Here is a 17,083-nt window from a genome sequence, read left to right as displayed (position 1 = left end):
TATTTTAAAACTTTCGGGTATTTCACTCCTGTAATTTTATATCAAATTGTTCTTGTAATATCAAAAGCCTCTAAATATTCGGCTACTCTTTTCACAAACATACCACCTAAAGCACCATCAATAACGCGGTGATCATAACCATGGCTTAAAAACATTTTTTGTCTGATTCCGATAAAATCTCCTTCAGGAGTTTCAATAACCGCAGGAACTTTTCGAATTGTCCCCAATGCCAGACTACCTACTTCCGGCTGATTCAAAATAGGAGTTCCAAATACACTGCCAAAAGAACCTACATTGGTTACGGTATACGTTCCTCCGTTGGTATCATCGGGTTTTAATTTGCCTTGTTTAGCACGATTTCCTAAATCATTCACCGCTTTTGCCATTCCAACTAAATTCAGCTGATCGGCATTTTTGATTACCGGAACAATCAAATTCCCATTAGGCAAAGCTGCCGCCATACCTAAATTGATGTTTTTCTTTTTGACAATATAATCCCCATCAACCGAAATATTCATCCCCGGAAAATCTTTCAATGCTTTAGCAACAGCTTCCATAAAAATAGGCGTAAAAGTTAGTTTTTCACCTTCTCTTTTTTCAAATTCATTTTTATGTTTGTCACGCCATTTTACAATATTAGTAACATCTACTTCTATAAAAGAATACACATGAGCCGATGTCTGTTGAGAAGAAATCATATATCCCGCAATAAGCTTGCGCATTCTGTCCATTTCAATAATTTCATCTCCACCGTTTACTGAAACGGGCGCTGTAGTTCTAAAGGAATCAGGAACATCAGTCGCTTGTACAACTGCTTTTTGAGGTTTGTATTTTCTGTCTTTTAAATATTCTAAAATATCATTTTTAGTGACTCTGCCTTCGCTCCCTGTCCCCGGAATTTGTTCTAACTCCTCAACAGCAATTCCTTCGGCAGCAGCGATATTTTTCACTAATGGAGAAAAGAATTTTTCAGAACCTGAATTTGTTATTGATTCCGGAACAGCAACGGTTTCTTTTGCTGTTTCTATTGTTTTTGTTACTTCTTCAATTATTTCAGGAGCAATAGTTGTTTCGGTCTCCTCTTCTTCTTCATTCTCTCCTGCTGTTTCGATGATTGCAATAGTTTGCCCTACTTCAACCAAATCATCTTTTGAAAACAGTTGTTCTATTAAAACACCTGAAACCTCACTAGGAACTTCACTATCCACTTTGTCGGTAGCAACTTCTAGCACTGCTTCATCGGCTTCAATTTTATCGCCTACTTGCTTTAACCAGTTTGTAATGGTTGCTTCTGCGACACTTTCTCCCATTCTAGGAAGCTTTAATTCGAATCTTGCCATATTGTTAACCTAAAAGGTAGTTTTTAATTTCTGTTTGCGAAATTACTAAATTCTTAAAACATAAATTATATTAAATGTAGCTTTCCTGTATTAATTACAACAAGCAACTCATTTTCAAACCAATAATATACATATTAATAAAAATCAATTGGTAAATACTGTGTTTTTTACAAATTCGATAAAAATCACAGTAAAGTAAACGGCTGTTTTTTACAATAAATTAACCTTAAACACCCTATTGACCGAGGAAAAAGCCATGTTTTATTTTCTTTTTCATTTCTAAAAGTAGTCATTTTTTTAAAAAAGAGAAAGCTTCTCTTAAGATGATGAAAGAATCAATTCATTAAAATCGCTTACTTTTGAAGTATAATAAAGCATCTGTTTTTAAATTATTGTATCCGTTGAAAAAATTATTCTTGTTACTGTTTCTGTTTTATATGAGCCAAATTCAATCTCAAATTTCCGGTTGCACAGACCCTTTATCCAAAAATTACAATCCACAGGCGACCCTTAATGATGGAAGTTGTCAGTATAAGAATAAAAAAATAAAGCCTCTTTTTTCAAAAAAACTCAGTGATACTATTGGAGAAACATCAGGTTTAATCGTCTTTGACACTTTATTATGGACTCATAACGATGATACCGATACCCACATATACGGATTAGATACCTTAGGAAAAATTAAAAAGCAAATCAAACTCGAAAAAGTAAACAATACAGATTGGGAGGCGATTTCGCAAGACAGCAGCTACTTATATATAGGCGATTTTGGAAATAATTACAGGGGAAATCGCATCGATTTACATATTTTAAGAATTGAAAAAAAATCGTTCTTACTGAATGCTCCGGTGATTGACACCATCTTTTTTTCTTATGCTGATCAAACTGATTTTTCACAAGTAACTCCTAATAAAACCAACTTTGATTGTGAAGCTTTCATAGTTTCTAAAGACAGTATTTATCTGTTCAGTAAACAGTGGAGTGATAAAAAATCAAACATTTATGTACTGCCTAAAAAACCCGGAAAATATATTGCTCAATACAAACAAACTCTTAATATCAAAGGACTCGTTACTGATGCAAGCTATCTGGAAGATAAAAAATTAATAGCACTTTGTGGCTATACTAAAACGGGAAAAAGCTTTATTTATCTTTTATACGACTTTAAAAACCATGATTTTTTATCCGGAAATAAGAGAAAAATTAAATTAAAACTCCGCTTTCACCAAATAGAAGGTATTAGCACTCAAGACGGATTACAGTACTACCTTACCAATGAAAGTTTTAAAAGAAAACCATTTATCAATGTCCCTCAAAAATTACATCAGCTGGATTTGAACAGCTATTTATCGCATTATTTGAATAAATTCAAAAAGGATTAAAACAAACAATTCGTAATTAGTCGTTTAATAGTTTACTTTTGCCAAAAAAATTACAACTGTGAATTATTTATCTGTCGAAAATATATCCAAATCATTTGGAGAAAAAACGCTGTTTGAAAACATTTCTTTCGGAATTAATAAAGACCAAAAAATTGCCTTTATTGCCAAGAACGGTTCTGGGAAAACCACTATTATGAGTATTATCAATGGTTTAGACGAACCTGATACGGGGCAAGTAGTTTTAAGAAAAGGCATCCGCATGGCGTTTCTTTCGCAAGACAATAATTTGCAAGACGAATTAACCATTGAAGAAAGCATTTTTGCATCAGACAATGAAACCCTGAAAGTAATTGAACAATACGAAAAAGCATTAGAAAATCCTGAAGACGAAGAAGCCTATCAAAAAGCTTTTGATGCCATGGATCAGCACAATGCCTGGGATTTTGAAACCCAATACAAACAAATTTTGTTCAAATTAAAACTGGAAGATTTTAAACTAAAAGTAAAAAATCTTTCCGGTGGACAAAAAAAACGTCTATCACTTGCCATTATCCTGATTAACCGTCCAGATTTATTAATCTTAGACGAACCTACCAATCATCTGGATTTAGAAATGATTGAATGGTTAGAATCTTATTTTGCTAAAGAAAACATCACCTTGTTTATGGTTACGCACGACCGTTTTTTCTTAGAGCGTGTGTGTAATGAAATTTTAGAATTAGATAACGGAAAACTATACCAATACAAAGGAAATTACTCTTATTATTTAGAAAAAAAAGAAGAGCGTATTGCCTCAGAAAATGCCAGTATTGATAAAGCTCAAAATTTATTCGTTAAAGAATTAGAATGGATGCGTCGCCAGCCAAAAGCGCGAACAACCAAATCTAAATCACGTCAGGATGATTTTTATATCATCAAAGAAAAAGCACAAAGTCGCCGTAAAGAGAATAAAGTGGAACTGGAAATCAATATGGAACGTATGGGAAGTAAGATTATCGAGCTTCATAAGATTTCTAAGAAATTCAAAGACCGTATTATTCTGGATGATTTTAGTTTTGATTTTCAACGTGGCGAACGCATTGGGATTATTGGAAAAAACGGAACTGGAAAATCAACCTTCTTGAACTTACTTACCGGAACACTGCCGTTAGATTCTGGAAGAGTGGTTAAGGGAGAAACTATAAAAATCGGATACTACACACAAAGTGGAATCAACCCAAAACCAGGGCAACGTGTCATCGATATCATAAAAGAATATGGCGAATTTATTCCTCTGGCAAAAGGAAGAATTATTTCGGCTTCTCAGTTATTAGAGCGTTTCCTTTTTGATGCTAAAAAACAATACGATTTTGTAGATAAATTAAGTGGTGGCGAATTAAAACGTTTGTATTTATGTACGGTTTTGATTCAAAATCCTAACTTCTTGATTCTGGATGAACCTACAAACGATTTGGATATTGTAACCCTAAATGTACTGGAAAGTTTCCTTTTAGATTATCCCGGATGCTTATTAGTAGTTTCGCACGACCGTTATTTTATGGATAAAATTGTAGACCACTTATTCATTTTTAGAGGTCAGGGTGTAGTTGAAAATTTCCCTGGAAACTATTCGGATTTCAGAGCTTATGAAGACAGTGCTGATGTAGCACAAAAAGAAGAAAACAAAGCCGAAAAGAAAGAATGGAAACAAAAAAATCCAACTGGAAATCTAACATTCAACGAGCAAAAAGAATTTCAAAAAATTGAGAAAGAAATCAAAGATTTAGAGATCGACAAAGCTAAAATCGAACAACTTTTTTCAGATGGTAAAGTTTCCGACGCCGACATCGAGAAAAAAGCTAAAGAATTAGAAAACATCATTGCCAAAATTGAAGCTAAAGAAGAACGCTGGTTTGAACTTTCGGCTAAAATGGAAGGATAATTAATTCCCGAACTATTTATAATGTCCTGACTTTTTATTTGCAATATAAAAAGCCAGGACTTTTTTGTTAGATAACAGGATTGTATTTTATAGATTTATAATTACATCTTATCTTTGAAAAAAAAAAAACAAAATATGGATATCAAACAAATTTTTGAAAACAACAAAAAGTGGATCGCTAAACAACTGCAAACTGATGAAACTTATTTTGACAAATTAGGCGCGGGACAAGCTCCTGAAATCCTATACATTGGCTGTTCTGACAGTCGTGTAACTGCCGAAGAGGTGATGGGTTTACAGCCGGGCGAAGTTTTTGTTCACAGAAACATTGCCAATATGGTTCCTAATACTGATTTGAATTCAATGTCAGTTATTAATTATGCGGTGAGCCATCTAAAAGTAAATCACATTGTTGTTTGCGGACATTACGGATGTGGTGGGGTTCTAGCTGCGATGCAACAATCTGATTTAGGGATTTTAAATCCTTGGCTGAGAAACATCAGAGATGTATATAGAATTCACCAGCAAGAACTGGATGCTATTACTGACGAAGCAGAGAAATATAAAAGACTGGTTGAATTAAACGTACAGGAACAATGTATTAATGTAATTAAAACTGCCGAAGTCCAAAAAGCAAATACCGAGAGAAACTTAAAAGTATACGGTTGGATTTTTGATCTTCATTCCGGAGAATTAATCGACTTAAAAATCAATTTTGATGAAATTTTAAAGGATATTACTAAAATTTATAAAATATCTTAAGCAACTATTTCATAGTTCAAATTATAAAAAATCCAGTCTTATTGGTCAAAATGAGACTGGATTTTTGTATATCAAAAAGATATTTTCAATTATAAAATCACTCTTTTTCGTAGTAAATAATAAAATAAACCATTATTAAGTTTAAGAATAAAGAAATACTATTAGTAATAACAATAGGAAGGTCATTTTTTAAAATTCCATACACCACCCACAATGCCACTCCAAAAGTCAGTACACTAAAGGTTAACAACGAAATATCTTTTACTTTTTTTGTTCTCCAGACTTTCAAAATCTGAGGAATAACCGAAGTCATCACACATACTCCTGCAATAAAGCCCAGGATATCGGTAAAATTCATATTTTCTATTTTTAAATTAAAGCATCCGAAATTATAGTAATCAAAAATAATTTGATTTAATTTTCCGGCTTGACTTCAATAAAACAATCATTACCTCAAAAAAAACTCTCAAGCAGTTTTTCAACTTTTTGAGAGCTTTTCAATGAATGCAGAACAATTTTAGTTAACCAAATCAAAACGATCTAAATGCATGACTTTATTCCAGGCAGCCACAAAATCTTTCACAAATTTATTGTGAGCATCAGCACTGGCATAAACCTCAGCAACAGCTCTCAACTCAGAGTTAGATCCAAATACTAAATCCACGCGGGTTCCGGTCCATTTTGGCTGACCGGTTTTACGATCAGTACCCATATAAATCTCTTTACTTTCTTCCATTGCTTTCCAGGCGATTCCCATATCTAATAAATTAACAAAGAAATCTGCTGTTAATTGCCCCGGACGATTTGTTAACACACCATTTGCAGATCCGTCATAATTAACATTCAAAGCTCTCAAACCACCTATCAACACCGTTAATTCAGGAGCGGTCAGCGTTAATAATTGTGCTTTGTCAATTAATAATTCTTCGGTAGAAACAGCACTTTTGTCTTTTCTGTAATTTCTAAATCCATCAGCTACAGGCTCTAAAAACGCTATAGATTCGACGTCTGTTTGCTCTTGAGTTGCATCTGTACGACCAGCTGAAAATGCTACGGTTACTACTGTTCCGGCAGCTGCTGCAGCTTTTTCAACGCCAACATTTCCTGCTAATACAATTAAGTCTGCAACAGAAACTTTTTTAGATCCGTTAGCAGCATTAAACTGACTTTGGATATTTTCTAAAGCCGTTAAGATTTTACTCAACTGAGCCGGATTATTTACTTCCCAGTTTTTTTGTGGTTCTAATCGAATGCGTGCCCCATTAGCCCCACCACGCTTATCGGAACCTCTGAATGTGGATGCTGAAGCCCAGGCTGTCGATACTAATTCTGATACTGAAAATCCTAATTCTGAAATTTGAGATTTCAAAACATCAATATCATCCGCATCAATTAATTCATAATTAGCTTCCGGAAGCGGGTCTTGCCAGGTAAATACTTCCTGAGGAACGTCCGGACCTAAATATCGGGAAAGAGGTCCCATATCACGATGCGTTAATTTAAACCATGCTTTTGCGAAAGCATCAGCAAACTGATCCGGATTATCCCGAAATCTCTTGGATATTTTTGCATATTCAGGATCAAATCGTAAAGATAAATCGGTTGTCAGCATGGTTGGTTGGTGCATTTTATTCGGATCATGGGCATCCGGAGTAATCGCACCCACATTTTTAGCTACCCATTGATGCGCACCGGCTGGACTTTTTGTCAATTCCCACTCAAAATCTAATAAATATTCAAAAAACAGGTTGCTCCATTCCGTTGGTTTACTGGTCCAGGTTACTTCAAGACCTGAACTAATAGTATCCGCGCCTTTTCCTGTTCCAAAACTATTATTCCATCCAAAACCCATTTCTTCAATTCCTGAAGCTTCAGGTTCTTTACCCACATGTTCTGTAGAAGCTGCCCCGTGTGCTTTACCAAAGGTATGTCCACCGGCAATTAATGCCACCGTTTCCTCATCATTCATTGCCATACGGGCAAAAGTATCTCGTATATCATGAGCTGCTAAAACAGGATCCGGATTTCCGTCCGGTCCTTCCGGATTAACATAAATCAATCCCATTTGAACTGCTGCCAGAGGATTTTCTAATTTACGGGAATGAACTTTGCCATCTGCATCATCGTCAGAAGCCACTACACCCTCTCCGGGAACTCCATGAGAACCTTGTGCATAACGGATGTCGCCTCCCAGCCAGATTTTTTCAGAACCCCAATACACATCCATATCCGGTTCCCAAACATCAGCGCGTCCACCGGCAAAGCCTAATGTTTTGAATCCCATCGATTCTAAAGCGATATTTCCGGTAAGAATAATCAAATCAGCCCAGGAAATTTTATTGCCATATTTTTGTTTTATGGGCCAAATCAAACGGCGTGCTTTATCTAAAGACACATTATCAGGCCAGGAGTTTAACGGAGCAAAACGTTGCTGACCTGAGCCAGCACCACCGCGTCCGTCCTGCACACGATACGTACCTGCACTATGCCAGGCCATACGGATAAAAAATGGTCCGTAATGACCAAAATCTGCCGGCCACCAATCCTGAGAATCGGTCATCAAAGCATGAAGATCTTTTTTTACAGCTTCTAAATCTAAGGATTTGAAAGCCTCTGCATAATCAAATTCTTCATCCATAGGATTCGATTTTGATGAATGTTGACGTAAAATATCAACCTTTAACTGATTAGGCCACCAGTTATGATTTTGCGTTCCATTACCGGCACTTTGCTTTGGGGCACTTCCTGAAAATGGACATTTTCCACCACCGTTTGAATTGTTTGCGTTTTCCATAATTATTATGTTTTCTTTTATTTTTTAAAATCTGCAAGGCTAAGTTACCGATATAAAACTATTAAAAATTAAACTTTAATAGATAAAATTTATAATACGATATCGTTAAAAAAAAATTTGAGGCATTAAATTACAAAATAAAAAACACAAAATCTATAGGGAAATATAATTATCTTACTTACAATAATTTATAACAAGTATCATTAATTAATTTACTTAATAAAAAAACTCTTTTTAAACAGATTAGAATTATCATTATTTTTCGCTTAATAAATTGCTAAAAAAAAGAAAATTTAGTATTTTTTTTATAATTTGCATAGGATTCCAAAACACGCAGACATGACTTCAATTACCAGAATTTTTGATTTTCCTTACCATCAACAGGATGAATTTACTACAATTCCGGATGCTTTAACATCTAAACAAAATGGTGTCTGGATAAAAGTTTCTACTCGGGAATACATTGCTCAGGCAAATACTATTTCGAGAGCTTTGCTGCGAATGGGAGTAAAAAAAGATGACAAAATCGCCATTATTTCATCTAATAACAGAACGGAATGGCATATTACAGATATTGGCGTGTTACAAACCGGAGCACAAACTGTCCCGGTCTACCCTACTATTTCCGAAGCAGATTACCAATACATCCTGAACCATTGTGAGGCAAAATACTGTTTTGTTTCTGACGAAGGGGTATTGCAGAAAATAAATTCAGTTAAAGACAAACTACCACACCTTAAAGAAATTTATAGTTTTAATACGATTCCCAATTGTAAAAATTGGAATGAACTGCTTATTCTGGGAGAAGACAACAGCAATCAGGACGAAGTTGAAGCTATAAAAAACAGCATCAAAACCGAAGATCTGGCAACCATTATCTATACTTCAGGAACAACAGGAAATCCAAAAGGGGTGATGCTTTCGCACCAAAATATCGTTTCAAATGTTTTAGGTAGTGCTCCCAGAATTCCTTTTGAAGCAGGAAAAAGCAGAGCTTTGAGCTTTTTACCTATTTGCCATATTTTTGAACGAATGGTTTTGTATTTGTACCAATATTATGGGGTATCGATTTATTTTGGAGAATCGATAGAAAAAATTGGTGACAATATCAGAGAAGTCCAACCTACTGTCATTACAGCCGTTCCCCGGTTAATAGAAAAAGTATACGACCGAATTTATGCTAAAGGAGCAGAACTTACCGGTATTAAAAAGAAATTATTCTTCTGGGCGATCGATTTAGGATTGCGATACGAACCCTATGGAGCCAATGGATTCTGGTATGAATTCCAACTTAAAATTGCCCGAAAACTTATCTTCAGCAAATGGAAAGACGGATTGGGAGGTAAACTGGAAGTTATGGTTTCCGGAAGTGCCGCACTGCAAACCCGTTTATCCCGAATTTTTGCCGCTGCCGAAATTCCTGTCATGGAAGGTTATGGACTAACCGAAACTTCGCCTGTAATTGCCGTAAATGATATGCGGAACTACGGATTCCGAATAGGAACTGTTGGAAAAGTCATTGATAATGTCGAAGTAAAAATTGCCGAAGACGGCGAAATTCTTTGCAAAGGTCCTAATGTAATGATGGGTTATTATAAAAATGAAACCTTAACTAACGAAGTGATTACCGATGGTTATTTCCACACAGGAGATATTGGAAACATGGATAAAGACGGTTTCCTAAAAATTACCGACCGTAAAAAAGAAATGTTTAAAACTTCGGGCGGAAAATACATTGCGCCTCAGCTGATTGAAAACACGATGAAACAATCCCGTTTTATTGAGAATATCATGGTGATTGGCGAAGGCCAGAAAATGCCGGCGGCTTTTATCCAGCCAAATTTTGATTTTATAAAAGAATGGGCTAAGAAAAACAAAATCAATGTGGGAACAACTCCAAAAGAAATCAGTAGTAACGAAAAAGTGATTGCCCGCATCCAACAGGAAATTGATTCCATTAATCCAAAATTTGGACACTGGGAACAAATTAAAAAATTCGAACTCACTCCTACCGTTTGGTCTATTGATGGCGGAGAGCTGACTCCTACTCTCAAATTAAAACGTAAAAATGTATTGGAGAAATATCAGGATTTATACCAGAAAATATATAGTTTTTAAAATTAAACAAACCACGAATCTAACTTTCGTGGTTTGTTACTTAATATTTCATTGTAAATATTTTAATTTAAGATATCATCAATTAAACCGTATTTGATACCTTTCGTTCCATCTCCGTCAAATCTCAAGATAATATCTTTTTCATCAATTTCGGAGGTATAGTCATTGTTTACTATAATGATTTGAACTTTATCTCTATATTTTTTAGAGAAATTATCGAAATATTTAAGAACAGATTTAAAAATTATACTATCCTTAAATTCATCTCCTTCATCTGTCGATTCTCTAGTTCCCAAATTTTTACCAATAGTATCAAATAATATTACTTTTGGATGATATGATTTTTTTAAAGATAAACTTACTTCCATTATAGACATAAAGTATGCTATATTTACTAAAGTCACCGCTCCTAAACTTCCGATATTATCATATTTTATACCTCTTACATAAGGCAAATAGGTTTTACTATCAATATAAGCATTATATAGTTTTGGAAAATTAAAGTCTTTAAGGGTATTCTGAAAGATAGAACTTATTTTTTTTATTATCTCATCAAAATTTGTTTCTTCCTCTTCTATATCTTTAATCTGTTTTTTTATTAAATCAAGTTTATTTTCTTCTCTCTGTATATTATTTGCCAATGATAATAACTCTGCTTGAACATTTAAACTTAAATCAAGATTTTCAATTTGTTTTATAATTTCGCCAATTTGTCTGTTTAAAGACTCTATTTTTTCAATGTAAGGGCTTATAAATTCTTTTTGAATACTATCAATTTCATTCTCTATTTGACTAATTGTTATTACAATTTTATTTTTTCTTTTTTCAATACTTTCTAAATTATTTTTTTGGCTATCAATAAATACTATTAAAGAATTTAACTTAGAATTCAATCTTTTTCGCTCCATTTTGATAGCTTTTTCTTCTTCATCATTGAATTCTGTCAAATCATTTCCACATAGATTACAGATGTCAAAATCTTTTTTTTCAAGTTCATAATTACAAGATGGGCAAGTATGGAATTCAATATTTTGTAATTTCCCATTTGAAATAATTAGGTAGTCAATCTTTATAATTTCATTTGAATATTGATTACGTAATACGCTTAATTTATTTATATATTTTTTTAATTCTTCAATATCGGTATTAATTTTGGATAAAAGATTTCGATTTAAAAACAACTCTCTTTCTTTTGATTTTGTATTGTCATTTTCAGTTTTTCCGTTTGTTTTTAATTCATTTAAGCTCTTAAACAATTCATTTTTCTTAATAATTAGAGAAACCTTATTTTTTTCATTTTCTTCATTTGAAATAAAAAGCTCAACATCTCTGAGAAACTTTACAATTGCTTCTTTTTTGTCAAGGAGTATTCCAATTGAAGTCTTTAGGTTTTTCTCATCATTTTTTAGCTCATTTAGTAATTGATTTAATGAGTTTAATATAATTTCAAAGGTTGGTTTTCTTTTGAAACTTATTGAATGTATTTTTTCGTTTAAAATGTCTTCACTATCTATTTTTGTTTGCCCTATGTAACAATACTTATACAAATCTCTAAAACTAAAGGCTTGACCTGCTAATTTAAAATCAGGTAATTGTATACTTTCATTTAAAAAACGAGAAAGTGATTTTTCTTCACTAGGACGAGAAATATTGTAGTATTCAAATTCTTTATCAAAATCTTCTTTTTCAGAGTTCCATTTAGATACTTTTACAGGCAGGTCAAAAGAAAATAAAGGTCTTTGAATAAGAAAGCGTTGTTCATCTAAAAATAAGTCTAAAGAAACATATTTGCATGTTAATTTTACTTCAGAATAGTCTTTATGATCGTTTTTTCCAAGGCAATAATCTATCAACTCAAGAATTGTCGATTTCCCAGTAGAAATTGGTCCTGTAATAAAGTTAAGTCCATCTTTAAAGTTTACTTCATATGTTCTTTCGTTGCCAGTAAGTATTAGTCGATTAAATTTTATTCTCATATCAAAAGATGGATGTTGTTTAAGCTTTTACTATAAATTTCTTCTTTTATATTCGCCTCACTTAATTTGGATATATTTTTCTTAATTAATAAAGCTGTGCTAATCAAAGAATGCGAATATGTGTTCTCAATACTATTAACTAAATCAATTCCTATTGGTTTAATCCTGTATATAAAACTAGAATTTTGAATTTCTTTTTCAATTAATTTTTTTGAAATTAATATTCGTAACATTTCTTGATAATATTCTCTATCAGGATAAGAATGATAAAATGAATAAAGTTCTTCGAAATCAAAAGAGTAATTATCTAAATCCATCATTGTCTTTGGAAATCTCATGTAGAAGTCCAAAAGAATTAATTTATCAAAAGTCATTTGATAAGTTCTTGATTTTTCAAAGGCACTTAATAGAGTGAGTAATCTCATTATTCCAATTAAGTATTTATACTTTCCCTGTAGTTCTATCATTTTGTTCTATAAAATCTTTTAATCGTTCCTTATATTTTTTTACCCAACCTACTGTACATTCATCAGCGAGTTGATGCAATATTCCTTTTTTTTCAGTACTTCCAACAGATAAAACGGTTTTTAAATTTGTATTATTTTGATCTTCAATTCTCATATTGACCATTCCCAATAGTTTATTACCATCTGTTTCATCATCATACATTAAATATTGGGTTAACCATAGTTCTTGAATTGTATTCTTTAAGCTTATTAATTCTTTAATTTCATCTTCAATACCTTTACTTTGAACTTCCTTTGTTAAAATTTCAGCATTAAAAAATTGTTTATTGTAAACATCTAGATTTTCATTGATATTAGCGGATTTTAATTTCAGACTGAATATGCGCTCGTTATAATCTATTTCTTCGGGAACAGAAAAAATTTCTTTCAATCGTTGTTCCTTAGTTTCAAGAATAGTTAAAATTTCAGTAAGTAATTGTAATTCCTTTTCATCAAAAATTTCTAAATGAATGTCAGTTTCTTTTATTAATCGAAGAAGTTTTGTTTGATCAAATAATTCGATTTCAATTTTATGTTTTGTGGCAATAGAATTACTCCAAGTAGTCCACCAATTGGTCTCATCAATAGTAAGGCTTTTAGGCACGCATAAGCACCACTTTTTCATCTTGTAGGACTTAGACTCTATCGCCTTCTTAAAAGATGCTCTAATTTGTGTTTTTTGAACTTCTTCGATTTCATTAAAGAAACATTTACATTGATATACGTCAATGGGCTTGCTAAAATCACCTATATAGACATCAATACCTTCGTCTCCAGGATTACATTTTATAGGAAAAGCACCTTTATATTTTGCAGAAAAAGCTTTAGCGCACGCATCTTCAAATACACTTCGTGAGCCTTCTTTACCATGCTTCTTTAATAAATAATCAAAATCTCTAGCCACAACTTAGTTTTAAAATTAAAGTCATAAAATTTTATCAAGTTTCCATAGCAATCGTAATTAAACTTGTTATTTTCAAATTTAACAAAAAAACAACCACAAAAAAATATTTTCTACAATCAACTCATAAAATCGTTAAACGGAGATGTCTTTTGGAGTTGGGTTGGCGTGAGGGATGGAAGTGCCATCCTTTTTATTTTGTACTTCGACAAGCTCAGTATGACAAAATAAAAAGATATAACGGACAGCCCGACCTTTTCTCGTCTTTTTTTGACGAGGAAAGGACACGCCCAGGAAAAAATTAATATTAAAAAACTTCTCGATAATTAATATAGGAATCAAAAAAAATTAACAAAAAAATGTCATTTTTTTGTTATGCATGCATATCATTTTTTCTTATATTTGAAAGAACAGTACTATTATCTATAATTATTATATGAAAATAAAATGATTTTGATAAAAATGTACTTCGCTTTTTGAGAGAAACCTAATACGCTTGCCACATGAAAAACAAGACCATCGATTACATTTTAAGAGCGACCTGGCAGGCGGTTTCCAGAATGTACAACGAGGAAGCCGCTAAATATGGCGCTACCATGGCAACAGGATTTGTATTATTGAGTATAGACAAAGAAAAAGGAACACCATCGACGGCTTTAGGTCCCAAAATGGGAATGGAGGCCACCAGCCTGACCCGCACCTTGAAATCGATGGAAGAAAAAGGATTAATCCTCAAAAAAAAGAATCCTAATGATGGTCGCGGGGTTTTAATTTACCTGACCGAGCTGGGTAAAGAAAAAAGAGCTTTGTCAAAAAGCACCGTCATTCAATTTAACGAGAGTATCAGAAAACACATTTCTGATGAAAAATGGGAACATTTTACAGAAGTTGCCGAAACGATAGGACAACTAATAAACGATAAAGAAATATTTAATCAATCTGAAAATATAGAAAATGAAACGCACCATTAGAAAAGTTGCCGTAATAGGTTCAGGAATCATGGGTTCAGGAATTGCTTGTCATTTTGCCAATATTGGTGTCGAAGTTTTGCTTTTGGATATTATTCCAAAAGAAGTTAACGACGCCGAGAGGAAAAAAGGACTTACACTGGAAAGTAAATCGGTAAGAAACCGAATAGTAAACGAACATTTGGCAAATTCGCTAAAGTCAAAACCTTCCCCTATTTACAGCACCAAATTTGCCAGCAGAATTACCACCGGAAATACTACTGATGATATGGCAAAAATTGCTGCTGTGGATTGGGTTATTGAAGTTGTTGTAGAACGACTGGATATTAAAAAAGTTGTTTTCGAGCAAATTGATCAATACCGAACGCCGGGAACATTGGTTACTTCAAATACTTCGGGGATTCCTATCCATTTTATGAGCGAAGGACGAAGTGAAGATTTCCAGAAACATTTCTGCGGAACACACTTTTTTAATCCGGCGCGTTATTTAAAATTATTCGAAATTATACCGGGTCCAAAAACTTCAACAGAAGTATTGGATTTTCTCAATAATTATGGCGAAAAATTTTTAGGAAAAACTTCGGTTGTGGCTAAAGATACTCCGGCGTTTATTGGAAACCGAATTGGAGTTTTCGGAATCCAGAGCTTGTTTCACTTGGTCAAAGAAATGAATCTGACCATTGAAGAAGTGGATAAACTAACAGGGCCAGTAATTGGACGACCAAAATCAGCTACTTTTAGAACAGTCGATGTAGTAGGTCTGGATACTTTGGTACATGTAGCCAATGGAATTTATGAAAACTGTCCTGAGGATGAAGCGCATGAATTATTTAAACTTCCGGAATTTATTACCAAAATGATGGAGAATAAATGGTTTGGAAGTAAAACGGGACAAGGTTTTTATAAAAAAGTGGATGCAGCCATCCTTTCTTTAGATTTAGATACACTCGAATATCGTCCTGCTAAAAAAGCCTCTTTTGCTACTTTAGAATTGACAAAAACCATCGACAAACCGATTGATCGTTTTAAAATTTTATTGAAAGGAACGGACAAAGCAGGAGAATTTTACAGAAAAAGTTTTGCCGCCTTGTTTGCTTATGTTTCGAATCGAATTCCTGAAATCTCAGATGAATTATATAAAATTGATGATGCCATGAAAGCCGGCTTTGGCTGGGAAAACGGACCATTTGAAATCTGGAACGCCATAGGAGTTGAAAAAGGAATTGAAATCATCAAAGCCGAAGGTCACACTCCTGCTCCATGGGTAAATGAAATGCTGGCTTCAGGAAATACCAGTTTTTACACTATAAAAGAAGGCGCTACTTATTTCTATGATATTGCAAAGAAATCGCAAACTAAAGTTCCCGGACAAGATGCTTTTATTATTCTGAATAACATTCGCGAAAGCAAAAAAGTCTGGAGTAACAGCGGAGCAATTATCGAAGATTTAGGTGACGGAATTTTAAATATCGAATTCAAATCGAAAATGAATACCATTGGTGGAGATGTGTTACAAGCCATCAACAAAGGAATTGATCTAGCCGAAAAAGAATATGAAGGTGTAGTTATTGGAAATCAGGCGGCTAATTTTTCGGTGGGAGCCAATATTGGAATGATTTTCATGATGGCAGTGGAACAGGAATATGACGAACTGAATATGGCCATAAAGCAGTTTCAGGACACCATGATGCGCGTGCGTTATTCTTCGATTCCGGTAATTGTAGCACCTCACGGAATGACTTTTGGTGGTGGCTGCGAAATGAGTTTACATGCTGATAAAGTGGTTGCTGCCGCAGAAACGTATATGGGATTAGTGGAGTTTGGTGTTGGTGTGATTCCTGGTGGTGGTGGTTCTAAAGAATTAACTTTAAGAGCTTCTGATTTATTCCGTAAAAATGATGTAGAATTAAATACTTTACAGGAATATTTCCTGACTATTGCAATGGCAAAAGTTTCTACTTCGGGTTATGAAGCCTTTGATACCGGTTTATTACAACATGGAAAAGATATTATTGTAGTGAATAAAGACCGCCAAATTGCCGAAGCTAAAAAACACGCCTTATTAATGGCCGAAGCGGGCTACACACAACCCATCAGAAGAAATGATATCAAGGTTTTAGGAAAACAAGCTTTGGGAATGTTTTTAGTAGGAACAGACCAGATGCTGGCCGGAAAATACATCTCTGAACATGATAAAAAAATTGCTAACAAACTGGCTTACGTCATGGCTGGTGGCGATTTATCAGAACCTACACTGGTTTCTGAACAATACCTACTGAATCTGGAAAGAGAAGCTTTCTTATCTCTTTGTACCGAAAGAAAAACATTAGAACGCATTCAGCATATGTTAAAAACAGGAAAACCTTTGAGAAATTAGTCTAAGAACCAAGAAGCAAGATACAAGAAACAAGATTT

12 protein-coding genes are annotated in these 17,083 nt (G+C 33.7%); 6 read left to right on the top strand and 6 right to left on the bottom strand.

What is annotated here, in order from left to right; all coding sequences use genetic code 11:
- Positions 1–41: 41 nt before the first annotated feature.
- On the bottom strand, positions 42–1,340 hold the full coding sequence (locus tag ABS764_RS08985) for a dihydrolipoamide acetyltransferase family protein (RefSeq protein WP_408081453.1): 1,299 nt from the start codon (positions 1,338–1,340) through the stop codon (positions 42–44).
- Positions 1,341–1,699: 359 nt separating this feature from the next.
- Here ABS764_RS08985 and ABS764_RS08980 point away from each other — a divergent pair, with 359 nt between their 5' ends.
- From ABS764_RS08980 to ABS764_RS08970, 3 genes are all read left to right on the top strand, one after another.
- The gene (locus ABS764_RS08980) at positions 1,700–2,722 is read left to right on the top strand and encodes a T9SS C-terminal target domain-containing protein (RefSeq protein ID WP_408081452.1); all 1,023 of its coding nucleotides are present in this window, start codon (positions 1,700–1,702) and stop codon (positions 2,720–2,722) included.
- A gap of 58 nt (positions 2,723–2,780) precedes the next feature.
- Positions 2,781–4,643, top strand: coding sequence for an ABC-F family ATP-binding cassette domain-containing protein (locus tag ABS764_RS08975; protein ID WP_408081451.1), 1,863 nt, complete (start codon positions 2,781–2,783; stop codon positions 4,641–4,643).
- Positions 4,644–4,778: 135 nt separating this feature from the next.
- On the top strand, positions 4,779–5,405 hold the full coding sequence (locus tag ABS764_RS08970; protein ID WP_408081450.1) for a carbonic anhydrase: 627 nt from the start codon (positions 4,779–4,781) through the stop codon (positions 5,403–5,405).
- Between the two features lie 97 nt (positions 5,406–5,502).
- Here ABS764_RS08970 and ABS764_RS08965 read toward each other — a convergent pair whose 3' ends face one another.
- Entirely contained in the window at positions 5,503–5,763 is a 261-nt protein-coding gene (locus ABS764_RS08965) for a SemiSWEET family sugar transporter (protein WP_408081449.1), read from the bottom strand.
- 159 nt (positions 5,764–5,922) lie between these two features.
- Positions 5,923–8,199, bottom strand: coding sequence for a catalase/peroxidase HPI (gene katG / locus ABS764_RS08960; RefSeq protein WP_408081448.1), 2,277 nt, complete (start codon positions 8,197–8,199; stop codon positions 5,923–5,925).
- A gap of 339 nt (positions 8,200–8,538) precedes the next feature.
- On the opposite strand from katG, the gene ABS764_RS08955 reads away from it, so the two are divergent.
- Positions 8,539–10,317, top strand: a complete 1,779-nt coding sequence (locus tag ABS764_RS08955; protein WP_408081447.1) for an AMP-dependent synthetase/ligase — start codon at positions 8,539–8,541, stop codon at positions 10,315–10,317.
- 62 nt (positions 10,318–10,379) lie between these two features.
- On the opposite strand, the gene ABS764_RS08950 is transcribed toward ABS764_RS08955, so the two are convergent.
- Genes ABS764_RS08950 through ABS764_RS08940 form a run of 3 tightly spaced genes read right to left on the bottom strand, consistent with a single transcriptional unit; the run spans position 10,380 to position 13,703 of the window.
- Positions 10,380–12,293 (bottom strand): hypothetical protein, encoded by a 1,914-nt coding sequence (locus ABS764_RS08950; protein ID WP_408081446.1) that lies wholly within the window; start codon positions 12,291–12,293, stop codon positions 10,380–10,382.
- Complete coding sequence (locus ABS764_RS08945; RefSeq protein ID WP_408081445.1) at positions 12,290–12,760, bottom strand: ABC-three component system middle component 2; 471 nt, start codon at positions 12,758–12,760, stop codon at positions 12,290–12,292. The genes ABS764_RS08950 and ABS764_RS08945 overlap by 4 nt, the downstream gene beginning before the upstream one ends.
- Positions 12,735–13,703 carry an ABC-three component system protein gene (locus tag ABS764_RS08940; protein WP_408081444.1) on the bottom strand — a complete coding sequence of 323 codons (969 nt, stop codon included), beginning with the start codon at positions 13,701–13,703 and terminating at the stop codon, positions 12,735–12,737. Before ABS764_RS08940 ends, ABS764_RS08945 begins: the two co-directional genes overlap by 26 nt.
- Before the next feature lie 500 nt (positions 13,704–14,203).
- Here ABS764_RS08940 and ABS764_RS08935 point away from each other — a divergent pair, with 500 nt between their 5' ends.
- Positions 14,204–14,671 carry a MarR family winged helix-turn-helix transcriptional regulator gene (locus ABS764_RS08935; protein ID WP_408081443.1) on the top strand — a complete coding sequence of 156 codons (468 nt, stop codon included), beginning with the start codon at positions 14,204–14,206 and terminating at the stop codon, positions 14,669–14,671.
- Complete coding sequence (locus ABS764_RS08930) at positions 14,655–17,045, top strand: 3-hydroxyacyl-CoA dehydrogenase/enoyl-CoA hydratase family protein (protein WP_408081442.1); 2,391 nt, start codon at positions 14,655–14,657, stop codon at positions 17,043–17,045. The genes ABS764_RS08935 and ABS764_RS08930 overlap by 17 nt, the downstream gene beginning before the upstream one ends.
- Positions 17,046–17,083: the final 38 nt, after the last annotated feature.

The sequence above is a fragment of the Flavobacterium plantiphilum genome, from assembly GCF_046000495.1.
GTDB classification, from domain to species: domain Bacteria; phylum Bacteroidota; class Bacteroidia; order Flavobacteriales; family Flavobacteriaceae; genus Flavobacterium; species Flavobacterium plantiphilum.
The sequence above is the reverse complement of the archived record's forward strand: the minus strand, read 5'-3'. Positions and strand labels throughout refer to the sequence as shown.